Genomic DNA, 18,549 nt, shown 5'->3' on the forward strand with positions numbered 1-18,549 from the left:
GCAAATTTTTTACTATGTGATCAAAATCTCGTTTTTAAGTGAATCTAAATTGTTAAAAAGTGATCCTGGTATCACATTTTATTTTCCGAATTTGATCCTTGGATCAAATTTCACGCTTTGTGCGTAGCCCCTGGCACTGAGGGGACGGATTCAGTACTTTGCCACCACGTACAGCAAAAGTGCTGACCATGTGGGGCGTGCGGCCATACGCCTCGATGGCCGGGAGATACTGCGCAGCAGCTGTCAGTGTTACTTTGAAAAGGTATGGTCCCGCTATAACAGCCTGAGAGCCACAAGTCACCGAGACCACAAACAGACCACAGAGGCTCTGAACCTTGCTCATGCCCATGCTCTTGATGAAGGCACTTTTGACCAGGAGGTTTTCTATGAGGCCTTTTGGATCTATGACAACCAGAGTCTGGAGCTGAGCCTTGCCAGCGACCATCCCATAGTGCGCATTTTTGCTCTGCTCGACCGCCGCCTTGGCAGGCGCCGCCTTCTGGCCCTTAAAGACACCATGGAGCAGGAACTGAGCTTTGTACGTGCCTTCTACATCATGAGAATGCAGGCCGAAGGCCTCATCAAAGACGACACCCCCCTATCAGATGCCCCGGCCCCAGAACCGGCCTCAGCCTCAGGCACATCAGGCCAGCCTGCTGCTGCCGTTCCATCCGAGGCAGCATCGGTCCAGAGCCATGCCCTGACGGACGGCTGATGCCGGCCAAAGGGCCGGGAGCACCAGCCAGCCACTGAGCATAAGCACACCTGCGCAGCAGGCCGCACCACGGCGGCGGCGCCGCCGGGCAGAGTCTACGCTTACCGCGCTGACAGCGCGCTCAGAGCGCGCGCTGCGCTGATGCATGGCTGGCCAGATTGCAAGGGCATACTGCACCTGCGGCTGCAGCTGCGTCGGCGCGGCCTGCTGAGCCGACAGGCCAGCCGGGCCGCCTGGGCGCCGGAATGCGCTGCAGCCGCTGTGGGGCTGCGGGCGAAAAAATGCCCCGCGTGCTGAGCACTGCGGGGCTTTGTCTTATTCGCCGTATCCCTGGTCAGGATTCATGCGGCGGTCACGGGCCTGACGGGCACTTGGTGACAGCGGCTTCTGAATGATGAACGGAATAACCGGCTCTACCTGAGCGCCAGGAGCAAAGCCTGGGGAAGCATTGTTCTTGCTTGGCAGGGACTTTATAACTGCCTTTACCTGCTCAGGGGTAAGACTGCTGTGAGCATTAGAGCGGGCACCAACTTCATCGCGTTCGCTTTCAGCTGAAAGGCCTTGCATTTCGCTCTGAACACTCATGGAGTGACGTGCAGCAGCCAGAGCGGCAGCCTGAGCAACACTTGGCTGAGCAGAGTCTGCTGAGGCAGGCTCATCATTTATGTTCTCACCAAAACGGGCCCTGGAGGTCACAGCATTCTTATGATCGCACTCAGGCTCCTGATTACGTGTGTAGAAAGCCTCAAGCTCTTCTTCAGTAAAGTCACGACCGCAGACGCAGCGTCCTGATATCGGGCGGGAAATCTCATCATAAACAATGGAGAACTTCAGACCACCAGTCAGGTGATAGTACTTCTCTTCGCCTTCACGATGGCCATTAACATACATTGACTGGCAATAGACCTCACCGCTTTCATAGTACTTACGGGCACGGCCATGCCAGAAACCATCCTTTAAGGTCCACTCCTGTTCGATATTGCCATTTTCATAGAAGGTACGCTCAATACCCTCAGCAACACCATGGCTGAAGAAAGCCTCATGCTTTAACAGACCACGCTTGTACTCGTCAGCCAGGAATATCACCTCACGACGGCCGTTTTCATCAGCTGCACGGGTAATAGAGGCACCGGAGCTGGCACGGGCAATGGCTGTGGCACGGGCAGCAGGACTGTCAGGGGCCAGAGCTACATCGATATTGTGATACTCACGATCAAAGCCGTTCTTGCGGCCATCAGAGTATGAGGTCTCACTTTCAAGGTAACCGCTGCGGAAGAAGATCATACGGGTACCGTTGAGTTCGCCTTCCTTGTAGGTGGCGATACGCTGGAGATTACCATTGTCGAAATAGCAGCGCTCTACACCGTGCTTGACGCCGTTCTTGTAAGGGGTCTCATGATTGAGCTGCTGATTATCAAAGTAGTTACGTACTACTCCGTCTACAACATTGTTGTTGTATGGGACTTCGGCAACGATGTGACCATCGGAAGTGAAAGATGAGGAAATACCGTGACGCTGGCCGTGAGCCCACTGGGTTACAGTCTTAATCATGCCATTGGCATAGAACTCACGCTCGGTACCGTCAATGATGTCATCCTGATAGTAGGACTCATGACGGATAGCACGGTTTTCAGGGTAGAATTCGGTATTGGAGCCCTGACGCTTGTCCAGACGGAAATTGGTCTCTGACTTTACATCACCGCTCTCAAAGAAGTGCTTCTCAAGTCCGTCCTTGTGACCGTCCATCCACTGTACCTCGGCCTCAAGGCGGCCATCAGGGAAATAAAGACGCTCCTTGCCGTGGCGGATGCCATTGACGTAAGGAGTTTCGGAACGGATAGCACCATTGTCAAAGTATGAACGCTCGGTGGTGTACTTCTTAGGCATCGGCTGATCGAGCTGATCCATATCAGCGTTCAGACTTTGCTGAGGACGGCGCTGGCCCTGCTGTGGGGCCGGTTGAGGATTGTCTGGCATGAAAACACTGGCCAGTGCCTGCCAGGTGCTCATCTGTGGCTGCCTGTGCTGACGTTTGGCCGGCTTATTTTGGCCTTCGCCCTGAGTCGGAACAAGGGTAAGTTTTGGTCCCGCTGCCAGCATCAGCTTGGCATCTTTATTTTCCTTCTCTTTTCTAGCCATAGTGTTTCCTTACCATACCTTTGTTGCTGCTGGTCAATGTGTGAATCATGTCAAAGCAGCACCTAAGAATCATACCTGCTCAAAGCCTTAACGGCAGCTGACTGCAGTCAGCCGTCTCCGGTGAAATTGAGGCAACAGGTAATACTGCATGCGCCCGACTGTGCGAGCGTTACAGTTTAGTTGCGTAATTCCGGAGGGGGAACCGTAGTACTGGGGTGACCGGTTAAGCTGCCGGTCGCGCTACTGCACTGATAGTGGAGCATAGCTGATGTACTCCAGCAGTGCGTATGCAGCATTGCCTGGTGGGTCTGGCATGAAGCCGTGCCCATCTGGGCGGTCATTCCTTATGCCTGATTAACGCGTAGTGTACGCTGACAGCCATTTTATGCGGCTGCTGGCGGTATGACCTGGTTTACAGACAGTACCTGACCCGGCTTTTACAGCGCTTGCTGCGATGCACAGAGTCGGTAACTCTCATATTTTACCAAAAGCACGCACCGGGTAAACAGATAATAATGTATATGAAAGGCGCACCTGCACCATATGAGTCTGTTGCAGATACTCCGCCGCAACATTTTGAAAAACGGTAAATCAGTGTATAAATCGTACTTCAGCATATTTCAGGCCAGGCAGAAAGCCCAAAGTCATATGCAGTTTCGGCAGGCTTTTCAAAAATCAAAATCAACATAATTTTGCATGGCAGCCTGTCATTTAAGCACTGGCAGAAATCCAGGCTGCAAATCAGAACAGACTAAGAAAGTTTTTCGATCAGCCAGTCAGTCATGTGAACCAGCCAGTATCGTCACAGCTTACCTGGTCAGCTGGGGCACCAGCGTATGCATTTCCGGCTGCTCAAACCTGATCCATGCCCCCTCTAAACGCAAAGCAAGCCGTCGCACCGCAGGCAGACAGATACCCTGCATACAGCCCTGACTCAAGTAAGCTCAGTTACCCAAAGGTCACATGCCATGCACTTGACAGGCCATGCCCCCGAATGCATGACAGCATAAGGGCGCGATAACGGCCAGAGTGAAGTCCCCTGCCGACCATGCAGCAACTCATTGACCAGTATCTCAGCCACAGCTGAGGATGAGCCCAGGTCCGATGGCCACGAGGCATTCATGGCCCGCAAGCCATTCATACCATTCATACCATGCACAGCCTGGCCTGGCCAGACCTCCATGAACCGTCTGTCTGACACAGGCGCATAAGACAGGCAGACTGCATATCTTTACAGGATAAGCGCAGCCAGCCGTGCCGGCTGAATCGTGACCACACAAGCAGGTTAAACATGCTGTTTCATGACGCAGATTTCAGGCACAGATTACTGAAGATTCTATTAGAAAAAGCAAGATCAAACTTTGGCATTCGTCTATAAAATGAAGCAAGTATTACATAATTTTTGTCAAAAACCATGTGCAACAGTGTTACTACACAGCCCCTTGCCTTAACTGCAATCAGCTCGCAAGTACATTCCGGCCCCATCACCCAAGCAAACTCACAAGCGTCATGTGCTGCATCAGTCAACGACAATGCATCATGTCAAACAGCTCGAGCCGCCCGACACTTGCTAATCAATTATCCCCCGAGCAGTAGCATCCCGGCCAGCAGGAACATGGCATAACAGAATTGCCCAATGAATCGTGAAACACTCTGACCTCAAGACTGTCCTCTGACATTACGCAGCATGGATGTTCTCCCCCTCAAGGCATAACCTCTGGCCACACTCTGTAGCCATCCCATATGCCGTTATCTCGAGCCCATATCTGCAGCCTGCTGTGGCCAACAGCTTATACCAGGGCTACAGAAGGAAACGCTACTCCCCGGCTGAACTGCACAGGATTTAAGTACCAACTTGCAGCCGATGCCGTCCGAAGCCCGCAAAAGCCCTGTGTGCAAAACCCAATGCCATAGCACCATGATCCATGCATATGCAGGCTGAGGGACGCAGGCTGCCGGCTACAGCTACAGTTCAGCTGTTAATTGCTCAGCCCCTCCAGCGAATGCTGCCATCTCATACTGGATATGGCAACGGCACATGAACAGGCTGACAGAGGCTGTCAGGACAGCCTGTTAAGAATGGGACTCTGCCTCAAGGTGAAACCTGCTTATGCACTCCCCATGGTATGTCTGCCTTCGCCCTCCCTGCCGCCTGGATGTCAGGCCGTCCTAATGCGTTTATGACTCTTGAGCTCATATGGCGGGTCTGATGTCAGTTTACAATTTTGGGCGTAACTTTGATTTCGCACCTGATATTAAGTCAGACACACTTTTATGCCCTATATTTTGTCAGCTGCTCATGCGCAGAACGTTGTATCCAGAAATCTTACATAAAATCATGCCAAAATGTGCTTTCAGTAGAACGTTTACATCTATAAATATAAATAGTAGAAACGGAAAATCGCGCTGCTATGGCATCCGTAAAAATTTTGCCTTTGTTTCAAAATTGCCGTGAGTGTACACACTAGATATAACAGCAAAAGAAAGCCTTTCGTGCAGAGATCACAGATTATTAACAATATCTTCTTGATACACTTTTATCACTTACAAAACTCTCGTACCATAACCTTAAAACCTGGCCATAACAGGCCAAGAAGGTCGTGAGCGCAAAGGTGTTCGTAAGCCCCAGGTATTGCAACTGGATCGGTTTATTACCCGGACTTATCTCCAGGTAACGCTGATTTCATCCCTGCAGCCAGAGGGCACAACGCCCGGAGCTGTCAGATACTCGCTTCACTGGTACAGGTAATGCTCAATTACCATGGCATCAGAAGGTTTTCTTTCAGATATGAATCAGGCTCGGGCACTGAATCCCGGATATTTCTCAGGCTGCTCTTCGGACCGGAATCTGGCTTAAGGCACAGACATTCCAAAAGGTCAGATGCAGGCAATAACTAAGCACTGATACCAGCTCCATCGGGAAATAAAACTCCTGAGCACAGGCAGTACCTCCTGACAATTGCTTCTGTCAGTTTCAGTGATACAGACAGCATAGCCAGAGGGTTACTGCCATGAAAGTTACTGCAGCAAATACTGTCCAGCGCATACCTTTTGACAAAGTGCGCTGTACCAGCACAAAAAGCTGTTGAAAGCAGGGCCATGACCTGAGTTTCACGCTTTTGAGGCCGCGCATTCAATTTATCTATGCAGGGCAAAATGCCCACAGGCAGGATGTAATCTTTACGCAATAAGGGCGCTGTACAGCTGTGCCGACGCGCAGTAAGCCTGTTCAGGCACTCAGCAAAGTAATGCAGTGCAGTGGAGTGCAGTGCCCTTCATTGAGGCACTCAGCGAACCAGAACAGACCTGATGTGTCCCCGAGGTCTGCTGCTGATTTATGCTCTGGAACAGCTGCAATGGTGTGCTGTCCTGATGCCTGGCTGTAAGGTCAACAGGCTGGTCAACACAAAGACATCCCACAGCCATCCCAAAGCCATCAGACGGCCATCAGACCGCCATCGGTAAAAGCTGGAGCTGATGGGCTTATCAAGCGTCCTGAAAATGGCTTAAGTCCAATGTTTATCCTGTCTTTCATTATGCTGTGAGGCGCTTATGAGGTACTCCAAACTCAGTCCCGGACTTCTGGAGCCGGAGGATTTCGACCTTGTGCTGGTAATCGATCAGATACTCTCATGTGAGGAGTTTGACCACTTTACCGAGCTTAAGGCCTCTACCAGTACCACTCTGATTGCCGGCAGTGATGAACTGCTGGTTGAGCCTGGTCAGCTGAGCTGGCGTGTGCCTAAAGACGAAGCCAGTGGCCCTATGGGCATGGAGCGCTTTGTTCATGGTCAGAACATCTACTGCAAGGCCCGCCGCCTCAACCGCTCGTTTTATGCCCGTGACTATGAGCACTGGAAAGGTGGCATGTGGTATCTGACAGGAATATATGATCATATGCCTGACTTACCTGCTCTGCGGAAGGAGCACAATGCCGCTGCCAGCATACCTCGTGTCCGTCTTAACCCGGGTTCTTTGCACCTCAATCCGCTCAACCACAGCTATCTGACCACGATTACCGCCAATGAGCGCCGCTTTGAGCTTCATCTGTGGGCCGGTGAGGATGACCGCCTCAACTCAGACACCATGGCCCGAGCCAATCACTTCCTCAATCACAGCGACGACATTGTCAATATTATCTGTGACCATATCGGAGCCACTCTCTTTGCTGACTGTGCTGATGCTCAGCTGAGCACCGAACTTGCTCACAGCCTCACTTTGCTGCAGGTTTTCCTTGAGCGCTCGCAGTGCCTGCGCATGGTCTTTGATTGTCCGGACCATATCTGCAGCAAGCGAACGGCCTCAGCAACAGGGACGGATACAGCCGCCGCTGATGCCCTTGCTCACCATGCAGCTGTTCGCGGAGTGACAGCCGACATTTCCGGCCATGAAATTGAGTTCACCCTCAACACCATGATTAATTACTGCCGTATTGCCTTGCGCGACCAGAACTTTATCACCGAGTGCTATGCCCCTGACGTGCTCCGCCCTCTGATTGAACCTCTGGCAGCCGCCCGTCCAGCCAATGACGCCCGCTGACAGCGTCCCCAGGCAACCAGGACCGCTGACATCGCACCCAGGCAATCAGGACCGCTGACAACTGCCTTCAGGCAACCAGGCCCCGCTGACACCTGCCCTCTGGCAACCATGTCCCAAATACTCGCTCATGCCCGCCTGCAAGCAACAGTTTGCAGCGGGCCTGATGCTTTCCCGGATACCTGCATACCTGGCAGTCTATGGCCTGTCTCCCGCTGCACTCAAGGTCTGTCGCAGCTTTATTCTCCGTCTGCCTGACTCCTGCTGCACCCTGGTCGCAAGGACCGATCCTTACTGCCTACAGCTACAGCTACGGTTACCCCCAGTCCTGCCTGCAACAGGCGGTTGCCTTGAGTTCCTCATCTGATGACAGCCAAAGTCATAGCCGGAACGCTCATCCCATGGGGTAAGCCGTGCAGCAGATGACTTTCAGAGTGCAGGACTTTAAGGAACTATCGCATGCCCGAATTGGTCAATGTGATGATGCAGGATGCTTCCTAAAACATGCAGTCAGGTGCAAATTCTGATGAGTGCTCTGATCTGCTTTTTTTTGCGAAAGATACCTGCAAAAAGCCGAATGTTGTAACTTTGTGCTCACACAGGTGTAAATATCTGTTAACACATTGATTAACGCACGTATAGCTTGATACAACATTAGACCCGCATGGCAATGATCTCAGGAGCGTGCAATGCGCTTAAACAAGGGCTCTTGCACGTGCTTAATGCACGCGTCACACTGGGCAAATATTTAGTTTTTCGGTGCCTTCTGAAATGAAAAAATAATAGTGATATTTCGTGCTAAAAATTAGAGAAAAAGCGGGCACCAGGGTAAAATATAAGGTGGCTAAGGGTGCCAGATCACAGTGTGTATCCAGGCACATTTAGCAATATCTATTTGGTATGACAGATTCATTCAGTACCAGCAGCTCAGGAGAGGTGAAAACACCTGCTGCGCCCCATGCCTAACATGCTTATTTAAAGGAAAGTAACGTGGCTGTTTACGTAAATACCAATATCAGCTCGCTTCAGGGACGTAACTACCTCAATAATGTCCAGAACCAGCTGACCACCAGCTACCAGAGGCTGTCCTCTGGCATGCGCATCAATTCTGCAAAGGATGATGCAGCCGGTCTGCAGATATCCTCAAGGCTCACTACACAAATCAATGGCCTTAATCAGGCCAACCGCAATGCCAACGACGGCCTTGCCCTGCTGCAGACCGTCGATGGCGCAGTAGAAGAGATCAGTGGCCGCCTGCAGCATGCCCGCACCCTGCTGGTTCAGGCCTCTAATGGCACCAACACCGCTGACGACCTCAAAGCACTTCAGACTGAGATCCAATCTACTCTGCTCACTGCTTCAGCTATTGGTACTGATACCACCTATGCAGGCAAGAAGATTCTGATAGGACATCAGACCAGTCCTGATGACATCTACGAAAGCGTAGCCAATGGCAAGAACTACGATGCCGGTAAGCTGAACCTGCAGGTAGGCGCCAACAGTGGCGATACTATCCAGGCAAACATTAAAAACTTCTTTGTCCCTCAGCTGATGATTACCACCAAGGTAGGAGGTGGTCGAGATTCTGTTGCTGATGCATCCAAAGGTGCTTTTGATGTCGCAGTGGGTCAGGACGGCACTGCTGAATCTCTCACAGTAGTTCTTGACTCTCATGACAAGGCACGCGCCGCTCTTGGAGCCATCGACTCTCTGATTGCCGAGGTAGATGCCCGTCGTGCTGAGGTTGGCGCCTACATGAACCGCCTTGAGTCCTCAATGCGCAACCAGGCAAATGTAGCTGCCAATCAGGCCGATGCCCGCAGCCGCATAAGAGACGCCGATTTTGCTGATGAATCAGCTGCGCTCTCCCAGAGAACCATTATTCAGCAGGCCGCAACGTCAATGCTGATGCAGGCCAATACCCGTCCACAGCTGGCTCTGTCCATGCTCAACTAAAATCAGCCCAAGGCAGCAACAGCCCACTGCTCCCTGACAAGGAAGTTCTCCTGACCTGCCACCTGGTCCAGCATGCTGAAAAGCCAGCTTCTGTATCGGACAGCATGTACATAGCAGTAAGCTGGTACAGGTGGTGAACAGCCACCACCTCCGCAAGACATTGGGCTCTGCTCCATGCCAGTAACAGCCACGTACTGGCGGGCTGCACGGCCTCAATACCGGCAGTCCCAATCAGCACTTGCTGCCACTTTCCAGAGCCTGCTTTTCAGGCTCAAAGGCCCACCGCTGGTGGGCCTTTGCATTTGCGATCTCCCGTCACAGGCACTACTCAAATCGCCCTTTACTCAAACCGCCCCTCATAAAACCGTACCTGATTCAATTCTTTCACTTAAGCGGCCTCACTTAAACCCTCCCTCCCTGAAGTCATCTCCATAGACAGTCAGGATGTACATGCATCATGGCTAAGTCAGGCATGTACATGCGGCATGGCTAAGTAAGGCATGTTCATGCAGCATTGGCTAAGTCATGCACCTGCAGCATAGCTTTCCTGCCATGAAAGGACTGAGGTCTGCCCTTGCCAGCCGGCTCGTTAACGCCTGCACAGCTCGCTGCAGCGCCCTGCTGCTCTCAGCGCAACCACCTTCCTCCAGGTACGACTGAGCGCTATAACAGCAAAACAGTCCCGTACTGGGGCTATACCGGCATTGCCTGATCCAATATATAACCAGATTGCCTGCAGGCAGCTCTCTGTTTATCAGGCCTTTACCTGACCTTTGCTCTCATTACCTTCATGCAGTGCTCAGATATGAGTAAAGAGCAGGTTAGAAGCTTAATGGCAGACATACTTTGTAAAACTAAACATAAAGACAATATTGATAAGCCTGCCTTCCTCATCCCGACAAGGACAGACTGATGCTGCCGCTTGTGATTACAGAGTATTATGGTGATCAGGGACTTTTGCAGTGAGACCAATGAGGTCTTTGAGGCCTGTACACGTACATCATGCCGGGCAGAACAAGAGCTGATGGTCCATTACTTAACAGGTTTTCTGGGCCGTCGTTGTGTCTCCGGGATTCTGGATAAATATGGCGCAGATCCGGATGCCTTACGTGCATGGCAAAGGTAATGTCTAAAACATGATAGGGATGCAGCACGAAGTCAGTTGAGATTTTGCAGTCAGCCATACATATATGTATGTAGCAGTTGGACATGGCGTTATAGTGGGCACTAAGGAGGGGTTGTCCGGAGGGATGTAATGGTATTAAAACCATGAGCGTGAAAACGTTTTACGGGCCATAATTATCAGCCATGACACAATGTCTGTAAAAAGTATGATGCACAACTCATGATGGACATCTCATGGGCAATTTTATATTGAGAATGGGCTATACTGTCTGTACAGATGACGATTTTGTCTGCAACTGTTTCAGTCACTGCCAAACACTGGTTTACGCATTCTGTGAGTGCTTTTCGACGGCCCTTTCTATGCATCTATAGACACGGCGCCAGGCCCGTAGCTATGCGAAATTTAAAATTAAGTTTTCTTGCAGATTACTGTTAAGTTCAAGTCAATAGTGCCGTTAACAAATACAAAGGCTCAAAACTGTTTATCCAGAGCCAGAGACATCAAAAGATATTACATCCTCCTGTGTTGACCGCTCCCGGGCTTACCTCATTCCCAGAGCCCCCGGTGTTTGCGCTTATTTTTCTTTTCAGACTGTCTTGTTTATAAGCCGTATGTAAGACCACAACCATCTGCCGGCCTCCCTGGCCGCCAGCAGTCTTAAGGAGGTCGCCATGACCAGATTCTCCCTTAAACACTTCTTCCTCAGTGCCATGGTTTGCTTTGCAATGATCCTGTCACCAATGACAGCACAGGCAGAAGTATTCCAGTCCCACTACTTCACAGTCGATCTGGGCAATTCTTGGAGAGTATCAGGACGGCCTCATAACATGGAGCATTCAGTTAATGTCACCTTCATTAACCCAAATGCCAAGTCCAGCATTAACATTGTGGTAGGCTCCGGACAGATCAAACCTTCTGTACTCATCAACAATCTGGCTTCAACCTTAAAATCCCAGCATGCTAACGTAGGTCCTATCGAGCAGAAGAATGGCGTAGTTTATTTTGAGTTCTCCCTCAACGGCATCCGTGGCTTCTCATGCTCAGCTACCAATGGCAAGGACGTCTCCAGCATCACCGTACTGGGCAACCCGCAGGCCGGCATGCGTCTGCTGACCACCATTAAGGCCAAGGACCAGACCCTTTTCCCTAATTTCTAATCACTTAAGCCATAACAGCTCTCACAAGCTGTAATAGATTAAGGCAGGCCTCCTTACAGGAGCCTGCCTTTTTCTTTGGCGCCGCCCATGCGGCGGCTGCCTCCGCTGCCGCCTGCGCATCCGCTGCGAACGGCACCAGCCGCTGTGCCCCATACCTGTCGCATCTGCCTCTGGGCTTTGCCATACGGGGCATTATTGCTGACGCTGATACAACGCCTGCTGCGTTTGCTGTGACATAGACTGGAGGTGCAGCATGCGGGCATCAGCATCAGCATCAGCATCAGCTGTGCATGGCTGCATCATTATGAGGTAATGGCAGCGCATTGGCGCTACAGCGTACTGCATTTTGTAAGCAGAAATGTGCCGTGCCGTGGCTTGGCGTGAAGATTGGCTGGGCTACTCTGTGCTTTGCCCACCGTTGAAACTGCAGTGATATACCCTGTAATGCATGGCTATGCAGGGCAGTGATTTGCCATGCCCTGCTGGGCCAGGCTCGGCATTAATTTGCACTGTCATGCGGGGCCAGGCATGGCTGTGCATGGACTGTGCTGCGCGTACTTGTGTTTTCATGACCTGCAGGAAAATAAAAATGCACTTTTTATTGTTTTACAGAGCATGTTGACGCTTTGATGTCTGGTCTTCAGGAAGCTGCTGGACCGGTCTTTGACTGGTCGAAAAGCTTTACTTTGTACAGGCGATGACGGCAGCGTCGGTAGAAGGAACCACCGCGCAAGGTGTTGCGCAGTATTTTGGCGGTATGATCGGCAATTGGTGGAAAAGGCACACAATCAGGGGATTCGTGGCGGTATACCAGGTGATTGTGAATTTCCTTTTCCGGGATAAAGATCCAGTTAGGATTGCCCCGCTTTTTCATGCGACGGAAGACTTCGAGCTGAGGATCGGTGAGTTTTAGGTCGAGCACGTCGGCCATGAAGAAAGAGAAACAGCAAAAGCGCTCGTCATAGAAAATATCGCGGGTATAGCCCAGATATTCATAAGTGATGGAAGGGAAGTATTTGTGGTCCTCAGGAGTAATTATGTGGCTGTTAAGCAGCTCCTCGATGAACTCACGGGACAGGTCGCTGATGACCTCACGCTGGCAGGGGAAGTTTACCGGAGGCAGCTCACTGCCAAGACGGTAGAGAATCTTGCGGGCATCCTCAACAGTACGGCAGCCAACTACATCAAGTTCCCCACGGGTCAGAGCCAGATCGGCTGTTAAAGTGACCAGATTGTCAAAGAAAGCGGCAAGGCGCTCACGCTCACGACGCTCTATCTCAGCACCAATAGAGGCTACATCAGGGTCAGAAGCATACTCAAAGGTATCAAGCTTCTCAGGAGGGTAGAGCCAGTCCTCAGCTGAGCAGAACCATTCAAAGAGCTCAGCCATACGGGCAGCCGGAACCAGCAGACGCAAATCACGCAGGGTATTGTTGATGGTGACCGAAGGTCGCAGTGCTGAGCCGGACTCATCACCATTAGCAGTAGCAGCAAGACCGACAGCGCAGTCACCGGCATCGCCGCCAGCGGTGTCACCGCCTGCGGCATCGCCTGCTGCTGCAGCACGGCGAGCCTCCTCAGCGGACAGTCTTATTGCCTCCTGAGGATCAGTAGAACCGTCACCCTTGAGCCATGAGTTTGGTACCTTGTGCCTGGTAGGTGCGGCATGATGAGAAAAGGCATTGCATAACTTTTCATGGCATCCGGAAAAATAACAGTAGCCACCGCCCACGGGCTGGTAGCGCCACTTTTCAGGATGCTCATTGCCAATTAAAAACAGCTCTCCGTCGACCTCAATGCGGAACATGTAAGCAAAAGATGCTCTTGCCTCACCTGTTCTAGCCTGAATGCACATGCCTTTTGCCATGGCCGATCTCCTTTAGCTGTCAACCTTTACTCCTGATGCCGGTATGTCACTCCGGCCCTGCCTGCGACTTGCTGCCGTCAGGCACATCACAGAATAACGCACCCCCGCATGCCGGTCCAGTAGCTGAAATAAAACTTGCGAAAAGAGCCCGCTTTTGGCCCATACCAGCACCATCAACAGCTCTCTGCAGGTCAGCCCGCATGCAGGACTTCGTGGGTCACAGTGCCTGCGCGCACGGCACCCTGTACAGGTCGCTGCCATGATGCCTCTCATGCTGCACTGCTGTGCAGCTTCGCAGCTGCGCATGACTGCAGGACTTCGTGGGTCACAGTGCCTGCGCGCACGGCACCCTGTACAGGTCGATGCCATGATGCCTCTCATGCTGCACTGCTGTGCAGCTTCGCAGCTGCGCATGACTGAGGTGCTGTGCGCTCTGTGGACGGCTGCTGCGCTGCGCAGCTGCTCCAGACATGCCTGATGCTGAAGGCCCAAAATGAACAATCCCCACCAGTGCACGACACTGTGGGGATCGTTTGCAGGTTACTGCACCACTGACTTGTGCTTATGGGCAGTCTCCTCAGGGATGACTATGGTCAGTCTGAGATTACCGGCTGCCAGGGAGCTGTGCTGGTGCAGTCAGGACCTGTGATTAGCGGTTGCGCATCATGCCCATGCCCATGCTGCAGGCCTTACCAGCAACAGCTACGCCGCCAATCTTGGCAGCAAGGCCCAGCAGGTCCTTGGACAGGTTCCTGGTGTCAATCTGCTTGCTATCGGCATTTACGTACTTGTGTGCGGTATAGCCAACAACTACGCCTACAGCAACACCAGCAAGGAAAGTTTTGTTAGTTAATAAGGTAAACATGCAATTATTCCAGTGATTCGTGATAGCTCATATCTACAGCGCTAAAGCCGCCTCTGTGCCTGCATCCTCTGTGTCTGCATATGCATGCGTGCATGCCTTCACCAGCGCAGGTGCGCTCGCGCTTGTTTATGCACTTGCCTGTGCAATGCGGCGCCTGACATCTGTCAGGTGGTGCAGGGGTGCATGGTAGCAGCCAGATCAAAAACAAGCCGGGGCCATCTCAGCAGCTCTCAGCTTGCCATTTTTATCCGCCGAGGGGCAGGATGAGGCTGACATAAAGTGAGCTCATGGCATCCCGACCTGGCAACATCTCTGGCCTGATCAGGGCAGATGTCTGCCCAGGTTCGTGCACATGTCTGCTCATGTCTGAGCAGGTGCCTGCCTGCGTGAGGGCAGGTGCCTGCTCACGTCAGGGCAGGTGTCTGCCTATGTCTGAGCAGGTGCCTGCTCACGTCAGGGCAGGTGTATGCTCATGTCTGAGCACATTGATGCAGTCAGCGGCAGCTGGAGGGCCAGTGAGATTACTTGGCCTCGGCAGCCTGAGCGCCCTTGGCAGCCTGCTCGACCTGAGCCTTGTGCTCAGCGATCAGATCCTCAAGACGCTCCTTCTGAGCCTCGAGCTCCTCAAGGGAGAGCTCAGCGCTGCTGCAGTCACAGCACTCGTCCTGTTCAGAACCAGGGCAGGCGCAGCCGGCACCGATGTTCTTGAGACGGGCATCGATAGAGCTCTTGTTATCGCTGTAGAGCTTGTAACCAACTACACCGGCTAACAGACCGGCAGCAAAGCCGATCAGAATGTTACGATCAAACATGGTTGTTTCCTCAGTCAGTCCCGGTACGGAAATCATCAGATCCCAGGCTGCAGCGGCCGCAACAGCCTGCACCTGTACCGGGCTGTATATCTAATATGTCCGTACAGCACCGGCAGTCACATGCTCATACCCTGAGGCATAACCCCACAAACATCCCCTTCACAGCATCTAGTGGCGAAGCAGCATAAAACTGAGAATCAGCGTAATGCTGTGATTAACTATTGATAATAATCAGGGGAATATGTAATTGAGAGGTGAAGAGCAGATGTCTGCAGGTAACGGACACCTGATGGGCAGTTGGGGCGGCTAAAACAGCTCCCATAACTGCCTGAATTTTGTGATAAGGCTGCACACTGTCACATAAAATGCAACCATAAATATTTTGTAAAGCGTATTTACAGCAAAGCCTGTCGCAGCAGAACAGTCAGTGAATACCGTACCGTTCAGGCTGCAACAGGCAAGCTGCCGTATTTGAGGCAGATAACTCAGTCGGCTTACTCAGTCCTTGCCCCAGGCATAAATCTGGGCAACTGCCAGCCTCATAGCCAGGCTTAATGGCTCTGGTCAAGGCAGATTCAGCACATCGCGCATTAATAGCACGGCACACAGAGGCTGGAGGTCATGCCCGATTCAGGCATAACAGAATCGGGGCGTGGTTCAGGCCTGGGGTTGCCGGGCTGTTGCTGCTTTTATCAGGCCTTGCAGCCCTGGCCGTGACCACCTCGGCCACGCCCCTGACCTCGTCCCTGACCATGGCCATGCTGACAGCTGTCTGAATCAGAGCTGATCACAGAGGCAATGGTATCAATCAGGGAGCCCTCATTATTCTCGATAATCTCAGGGTTAATGACCTCATCACCGTCTTTGGCGACCACAGCATTGTCGGTTCCGGCTGGCATAACAGCAGTTGTGCCGGCTGCAGAGGCAGCAGGTGCAGCTGGTGCTGCTGCAAGAGCAGCTGGTGCGGCTGTATGAGCGGCTTTTGTGGCGCTGGCGGCGTCGAGCTGCTCGACGCTCAGGGCCAGAGAGGCGCCTCTGGTGTTCTGCTCTTCAGGCTGCCAGCGTGGTCGTGGACGGTGGAGTACACGGGTTGAGTTGAGCACTACACCAAGAGTGGAGGCATTGTGAACGATTGAGGCCAGCAGCGGGTTGATAAAGCCAAGAGCGCCCATAGTCATGGCTGCAGCATTTACTGCAATGGTGACGGCAAAATTCTGCTGAACAATACGCATGGTGCGCTTGCCCAGAGCAATGAACTCAGGGAGCTTGAGAGGATCTTCGGAGTTGATGGTGACATCGGCTGTCTCCATAGCAGTATCGGTACAGGAAGTACCCATAGCAACGCCCACATCGGCATATGCCAGAGCCGGAGCATCGTTAATACCGTCACCTACCATCAGTACTGAAGAGGTGCGCTGCAGACCTGCAACAAAGCCGGCCTTGTCCTCAGGCATGACCTCGGCCTTGTAGCTGTCCAGACCGAGGCTGGCAGCGATACGGGAGGCAGTCTTCTCATTGTCACCGGTAAGCATCACAATCTCTTCGATACCAGAGTAACGCATACGGTTGAGGGCACGACGGAAGTCAGGACGTACCGGATCAGAGGACTCGATTACACCACACAGAACACCGTTGGCAGCTACATAAATCAGTGAGCCGGTAGCAGTCATACGCTTTTCAACGTAGCTGTCCAGGCCCCTGATCTCACGATCCACCATGAACTGACGTGAGCCTACCAGCACGGTACCGCCGGCAAATTCCTTAAATTCACCAATCTGGGCTTCAATACCACGGGCAATAATATTGGTGGTATCGATATGGTGAGGCACCTCCAGCTCGCGGCGGGCCGCCTCCTCAAGAATGGCAATGGCCATTGGGTGAGAGGAGTGAGCCTCAGCTGAGGCAGCCAGTGACAGCAGAGTGTCTACACTTAAACTGTCGGTCAGCTCAACATTGACAATCTCAGGACGGCCACGGGTAATGGTTCCGGTCTTGTCCAGCACCACGGTATCAACAGATGCTGCCTGTTCAATGAAACTGCCGCCCTTTACCAGCACACCATCCTGTGCAAGGCGGGAAATAGCTGCAGACATGGCAGTGGCAGTTGAAAGCTTGAGACCGCAGGAGAAGTCAATAAAGAGCATGTTGAGCACACGCTGTAAATCGCGGGTTACCAGATAGACAATACCGGCGGCAATGAATGATACCGGCACCAGAGCTGAAGCCATGCGATCGGCATAGTTCTGAACAGGTGCTCTGCGGTTCTGAGCATCTTCCACCATGTGCACAATACGGGCAATGGAGGTGTCATCACCTACACGGTCTACTCTGACCTCAATGTCACCAAGACGGATAGTTGAGCCGGCAAAGACGCGGTCACCTGGCTTACGGGAAACAGGTATGGACTCACCGGTAATGGCGGCCTGATCCACAGCAGCCTGACCACGGACAATTTCGCCGTCTACGCAGATTTTTTCACCATCATGGATGGAGACAATCATGCCCGGTCTGACCATTTCCACAGGAACCTTGCGCTCAAAGCCCTTTTCATCGCGCAGCCATACCTCCTGAGTATCAAGAGATACCAGATCGGAGATGTTCTTGCGGGCCTTCTTGGCAGCAAGAGTAGTCAGACCTTCAGCAAAATGGGAAATAGCCAGCAGGCTCAGTGAGGACTCAGGTTTGGAGGCTGCTACCGATGCCACAATGGCAGTAACAGTCAGAGTCTCAGCATTAGGACGGCGCTCTTTGAAAGCCTCAGCAATACCTGACTTGAGCAGGTCGCGGGACATGAAAAGTACCAGAGCAGAACGCAACAGGGTAGTTGATGCATACAGAGTTGGATTGAAGCGGCGCAGCAGCTCAAAAGCACCCAGGGAAAGCAGGGAGAAAATGGCACTTTTCTTGTGGTGCTCAAATTCAGCAGCAATATCATCACCATGATGGACGCTATCTGCACCGGCCTCACGGCCCACGCCATGGCTATGGCCCGGGCCCTTGCTATGGCCCTGGCCGCGACGGCCGACCTTGCCAGCTGCCTGATCTTCAGTTTGCCAGCGCAGGGCGCCATGAGCCGAATCAGAGAGACCTGCTCTGTTGCTGACTGCCGGAGCGCTTAAGGTGCGACTGGTCTGACTGATGACGTCACGGGCTGAGCAGAAGTAGCTCTGCATAAGACCACGGTACAGGGCCGCTTTTACCTTGAGAGAGGAGGTCTTGTCGCTGGTGATAAGACGCAGATGGGAGTGCTCCTTGACATAAAGAGCGGAAATAACACCGGGAATACGACGGGCCCGGGCTTCAAGGGCTGCAGCATCGAGCGCAGTATCCACACCTGGCACCTGGTATGTTAAGGCTTGCATTGAATATCCTTAAT

General features: G+C 52.5%; 9 protein-coding genes. 4 read left to right on the forward strand and 5 right to left on the reverse strand.

The window, feature by feature from the left end; genetic code table 11:
• Positions 1-190: 190 nt before the first annotated feature.
• The gene (locus MXE41_RS11750) at positions 191-715 is read left to right on the forward strand and encodes a hypothetical protein (RefSeq protein WP_247100617.1); all 525 of its coding nucleotides are present in this window, start codon (positions 191-193) and stop codon (positions 713-715) included.
• Between the two features lie 315 nt (positions 716-1,030).
• Here the strand turns inward: MXE41_RS11750 and MXE41_RS11755 are convergent, their stop codons facing one another.
• The gene (locus tag MXE41_RS11755) at positions 1,031-2,854 is read right to left on the reverse strand and encodes a toxin-antitoxin system YwqK family antitoxin (RefSeq protein ID WP_246977862.1); all 1,824 of its coding nucleotides are present in this window, start codon (positions 2,852-2,854) and stop codon (positions 1,031-1,033) included.
• A 3,552-nt stretch (positions 2,855-6,406) separates the two neighbouring features.
• Between MXE41_RS11755 and MXE41_RS11760 the strand changes: the two genes are divergently transcribed.
• The 3 genes from MXE41_RS11760 to MXE41_RS11770 all read left to right on the forward strand — a co-directional run bounded on the left by MXE41_RS11760 (position 6,407) and on the right by MXE41_RS11770 (position 11,629).
• Entirely contained in the window at positions 6,407-7,393 is a 987-nt protein-coding gene (locus tag MXE41_RS11760) for a hypothetical protein (RefSeq protein WP_247100618.1), read from the forward strand.
• Positions 7,394-8,380: 987 nt separating this feature from the next.
• Positions 8,381-9,346, forward strand: a complete 966-nt coding sequence (locus MXE41_RS11765) for a flagellin (protein ID WP_246977860.1) — start codon at positions 8,381-8,383, stop codon at positions 9,344-9,346.
• A 1,797-nt stretch (positions 9,347-11,143) separates the two neighbouring features.
• Complete coding sequence (locus MXE41_RS11770; RefSeq protein ID WP_246977859.1) at positions 11,144-11,629, forward strand: hypothetical protein; 486 nt, start codon at positions 11,144-11,146, stop codon at positions 11,627-11,629.
• A gap of 640 nt (positions 11,630-12,269) precedes the next feature.
• Here the strand turns inward: MXE41_RS11770 and MXE41_RS11775 are convergent.
• The 4 genes from MXE41_RS11775 to MXE41_RS11790 all read right to left on the reverse strand — a co-directional run bounded on the left by MXE41_RS11775 (position 12,270) and on the right by MXE41_RS11790 (position 18,505).
• Entirely contained in the window at positions 12,270-13,496 is a 1,227-nt protein-coding gene (locus MXE41_RS11775) for a hypothetical protein (protein WP_247100619.1), read from the reverse strand.
• Between the two features lie 649 nt (positions 13,497-14,145).
• The gene (locus MXE41_RS11780) at positions 14,146-14,361 is read right to left on the reverse strand and encodes a hypothetical protein (RefSeq protein WP_246977857.1); all 216 of its coding nucleotides are present in this window, start codon (positions 14,359-14,361) and stop codon (positions 14,146-14,148) included.
• A 521-nt stretch (positions 14,362-14,882) separates the two neighbouring features.
• Complete coding sequence (locus tag MXE41_RS11785; protein ID WP_246977856.1) at positions 14,883-15,173, reverse strand: hypothetical protein; 291 nt, start codon at positions 15,171-15,173, stop codon at positions 14,883-14,885.
• Positions 15,174-15,865: 692 nt separating this feature from the next.
• Positions 15,866-18,505 carry a cation-translocating P-type ATPase gene (locus MXE41_RS11790; RefSeq protein ID WP_247100620.1) on the reverse strand — a complete coding sequence of 880 codons (2,640 nt, stop codon included), beginning with the start codon at positions 18,503-18,505 and terminating at the stop codon, positions 15,866-15,868.
• Between the last annotated feature and the right edge of the window lie 44 nt (positions 18,506-18,549).

This window comes from Anaerobiospirillum sp. NML120449 (assembly GCF_023051105.1).
In the GTDB taxonomy this organism is placed as follows: domain Bacteria; phylum Pseudomonadota; class Gammaproteobacteria; order Enterobacterales; family Succinivibrionaceae; genus Anaerobiospirillum.

Bases quoted from the DNA above. Each gene is read 5' to 3' on its own strand.
- MXE41_RS11760 (WP_247100618.1), top strand. From the start codon at position 6,407: ATGAGGTACTCCAAACTCAGTCCCGGACTTCTGGAGCCGGAGGATTTC.
- MXE41_RS11775 (WP_247100619.1), bottom strand. From the start codon at position 13,496: ATGGCAAAAGGCATGTGCATTCAGGCTAGAACAGGTGAGGCAAGAGCA.
- MXE41_RS11780 (WP_246977857.1), bottom strand. From the start codon at position 14,361: ATGTTTACCTTATTAACTAACAAAACTTTCCTTGCTGGTGTTGCTGTA.
- MXE41_RS11770 (WP_246977859.1), top strand. From the start codon at position 11,144: ATGACCAGATTCTCCCTTAAACACTTCTTCCTCAGTGCCATGGTTTGC.
- MXE41_RS11785 (WP_246977856.1), bottom strand. From the start codon at position 15,173: ATGTTTGATCGTAACATTCTGATCGGCTTTGCTGCCGGTCTGTTAGCC.
- MXE41_RS11755 (WP_246977862.1), bottom strand. From the start codon at position 2,854: ATGGCTAGAAAAGAGAAGGAAAATAAAGATGCCAAGCTGATGCTGGCA.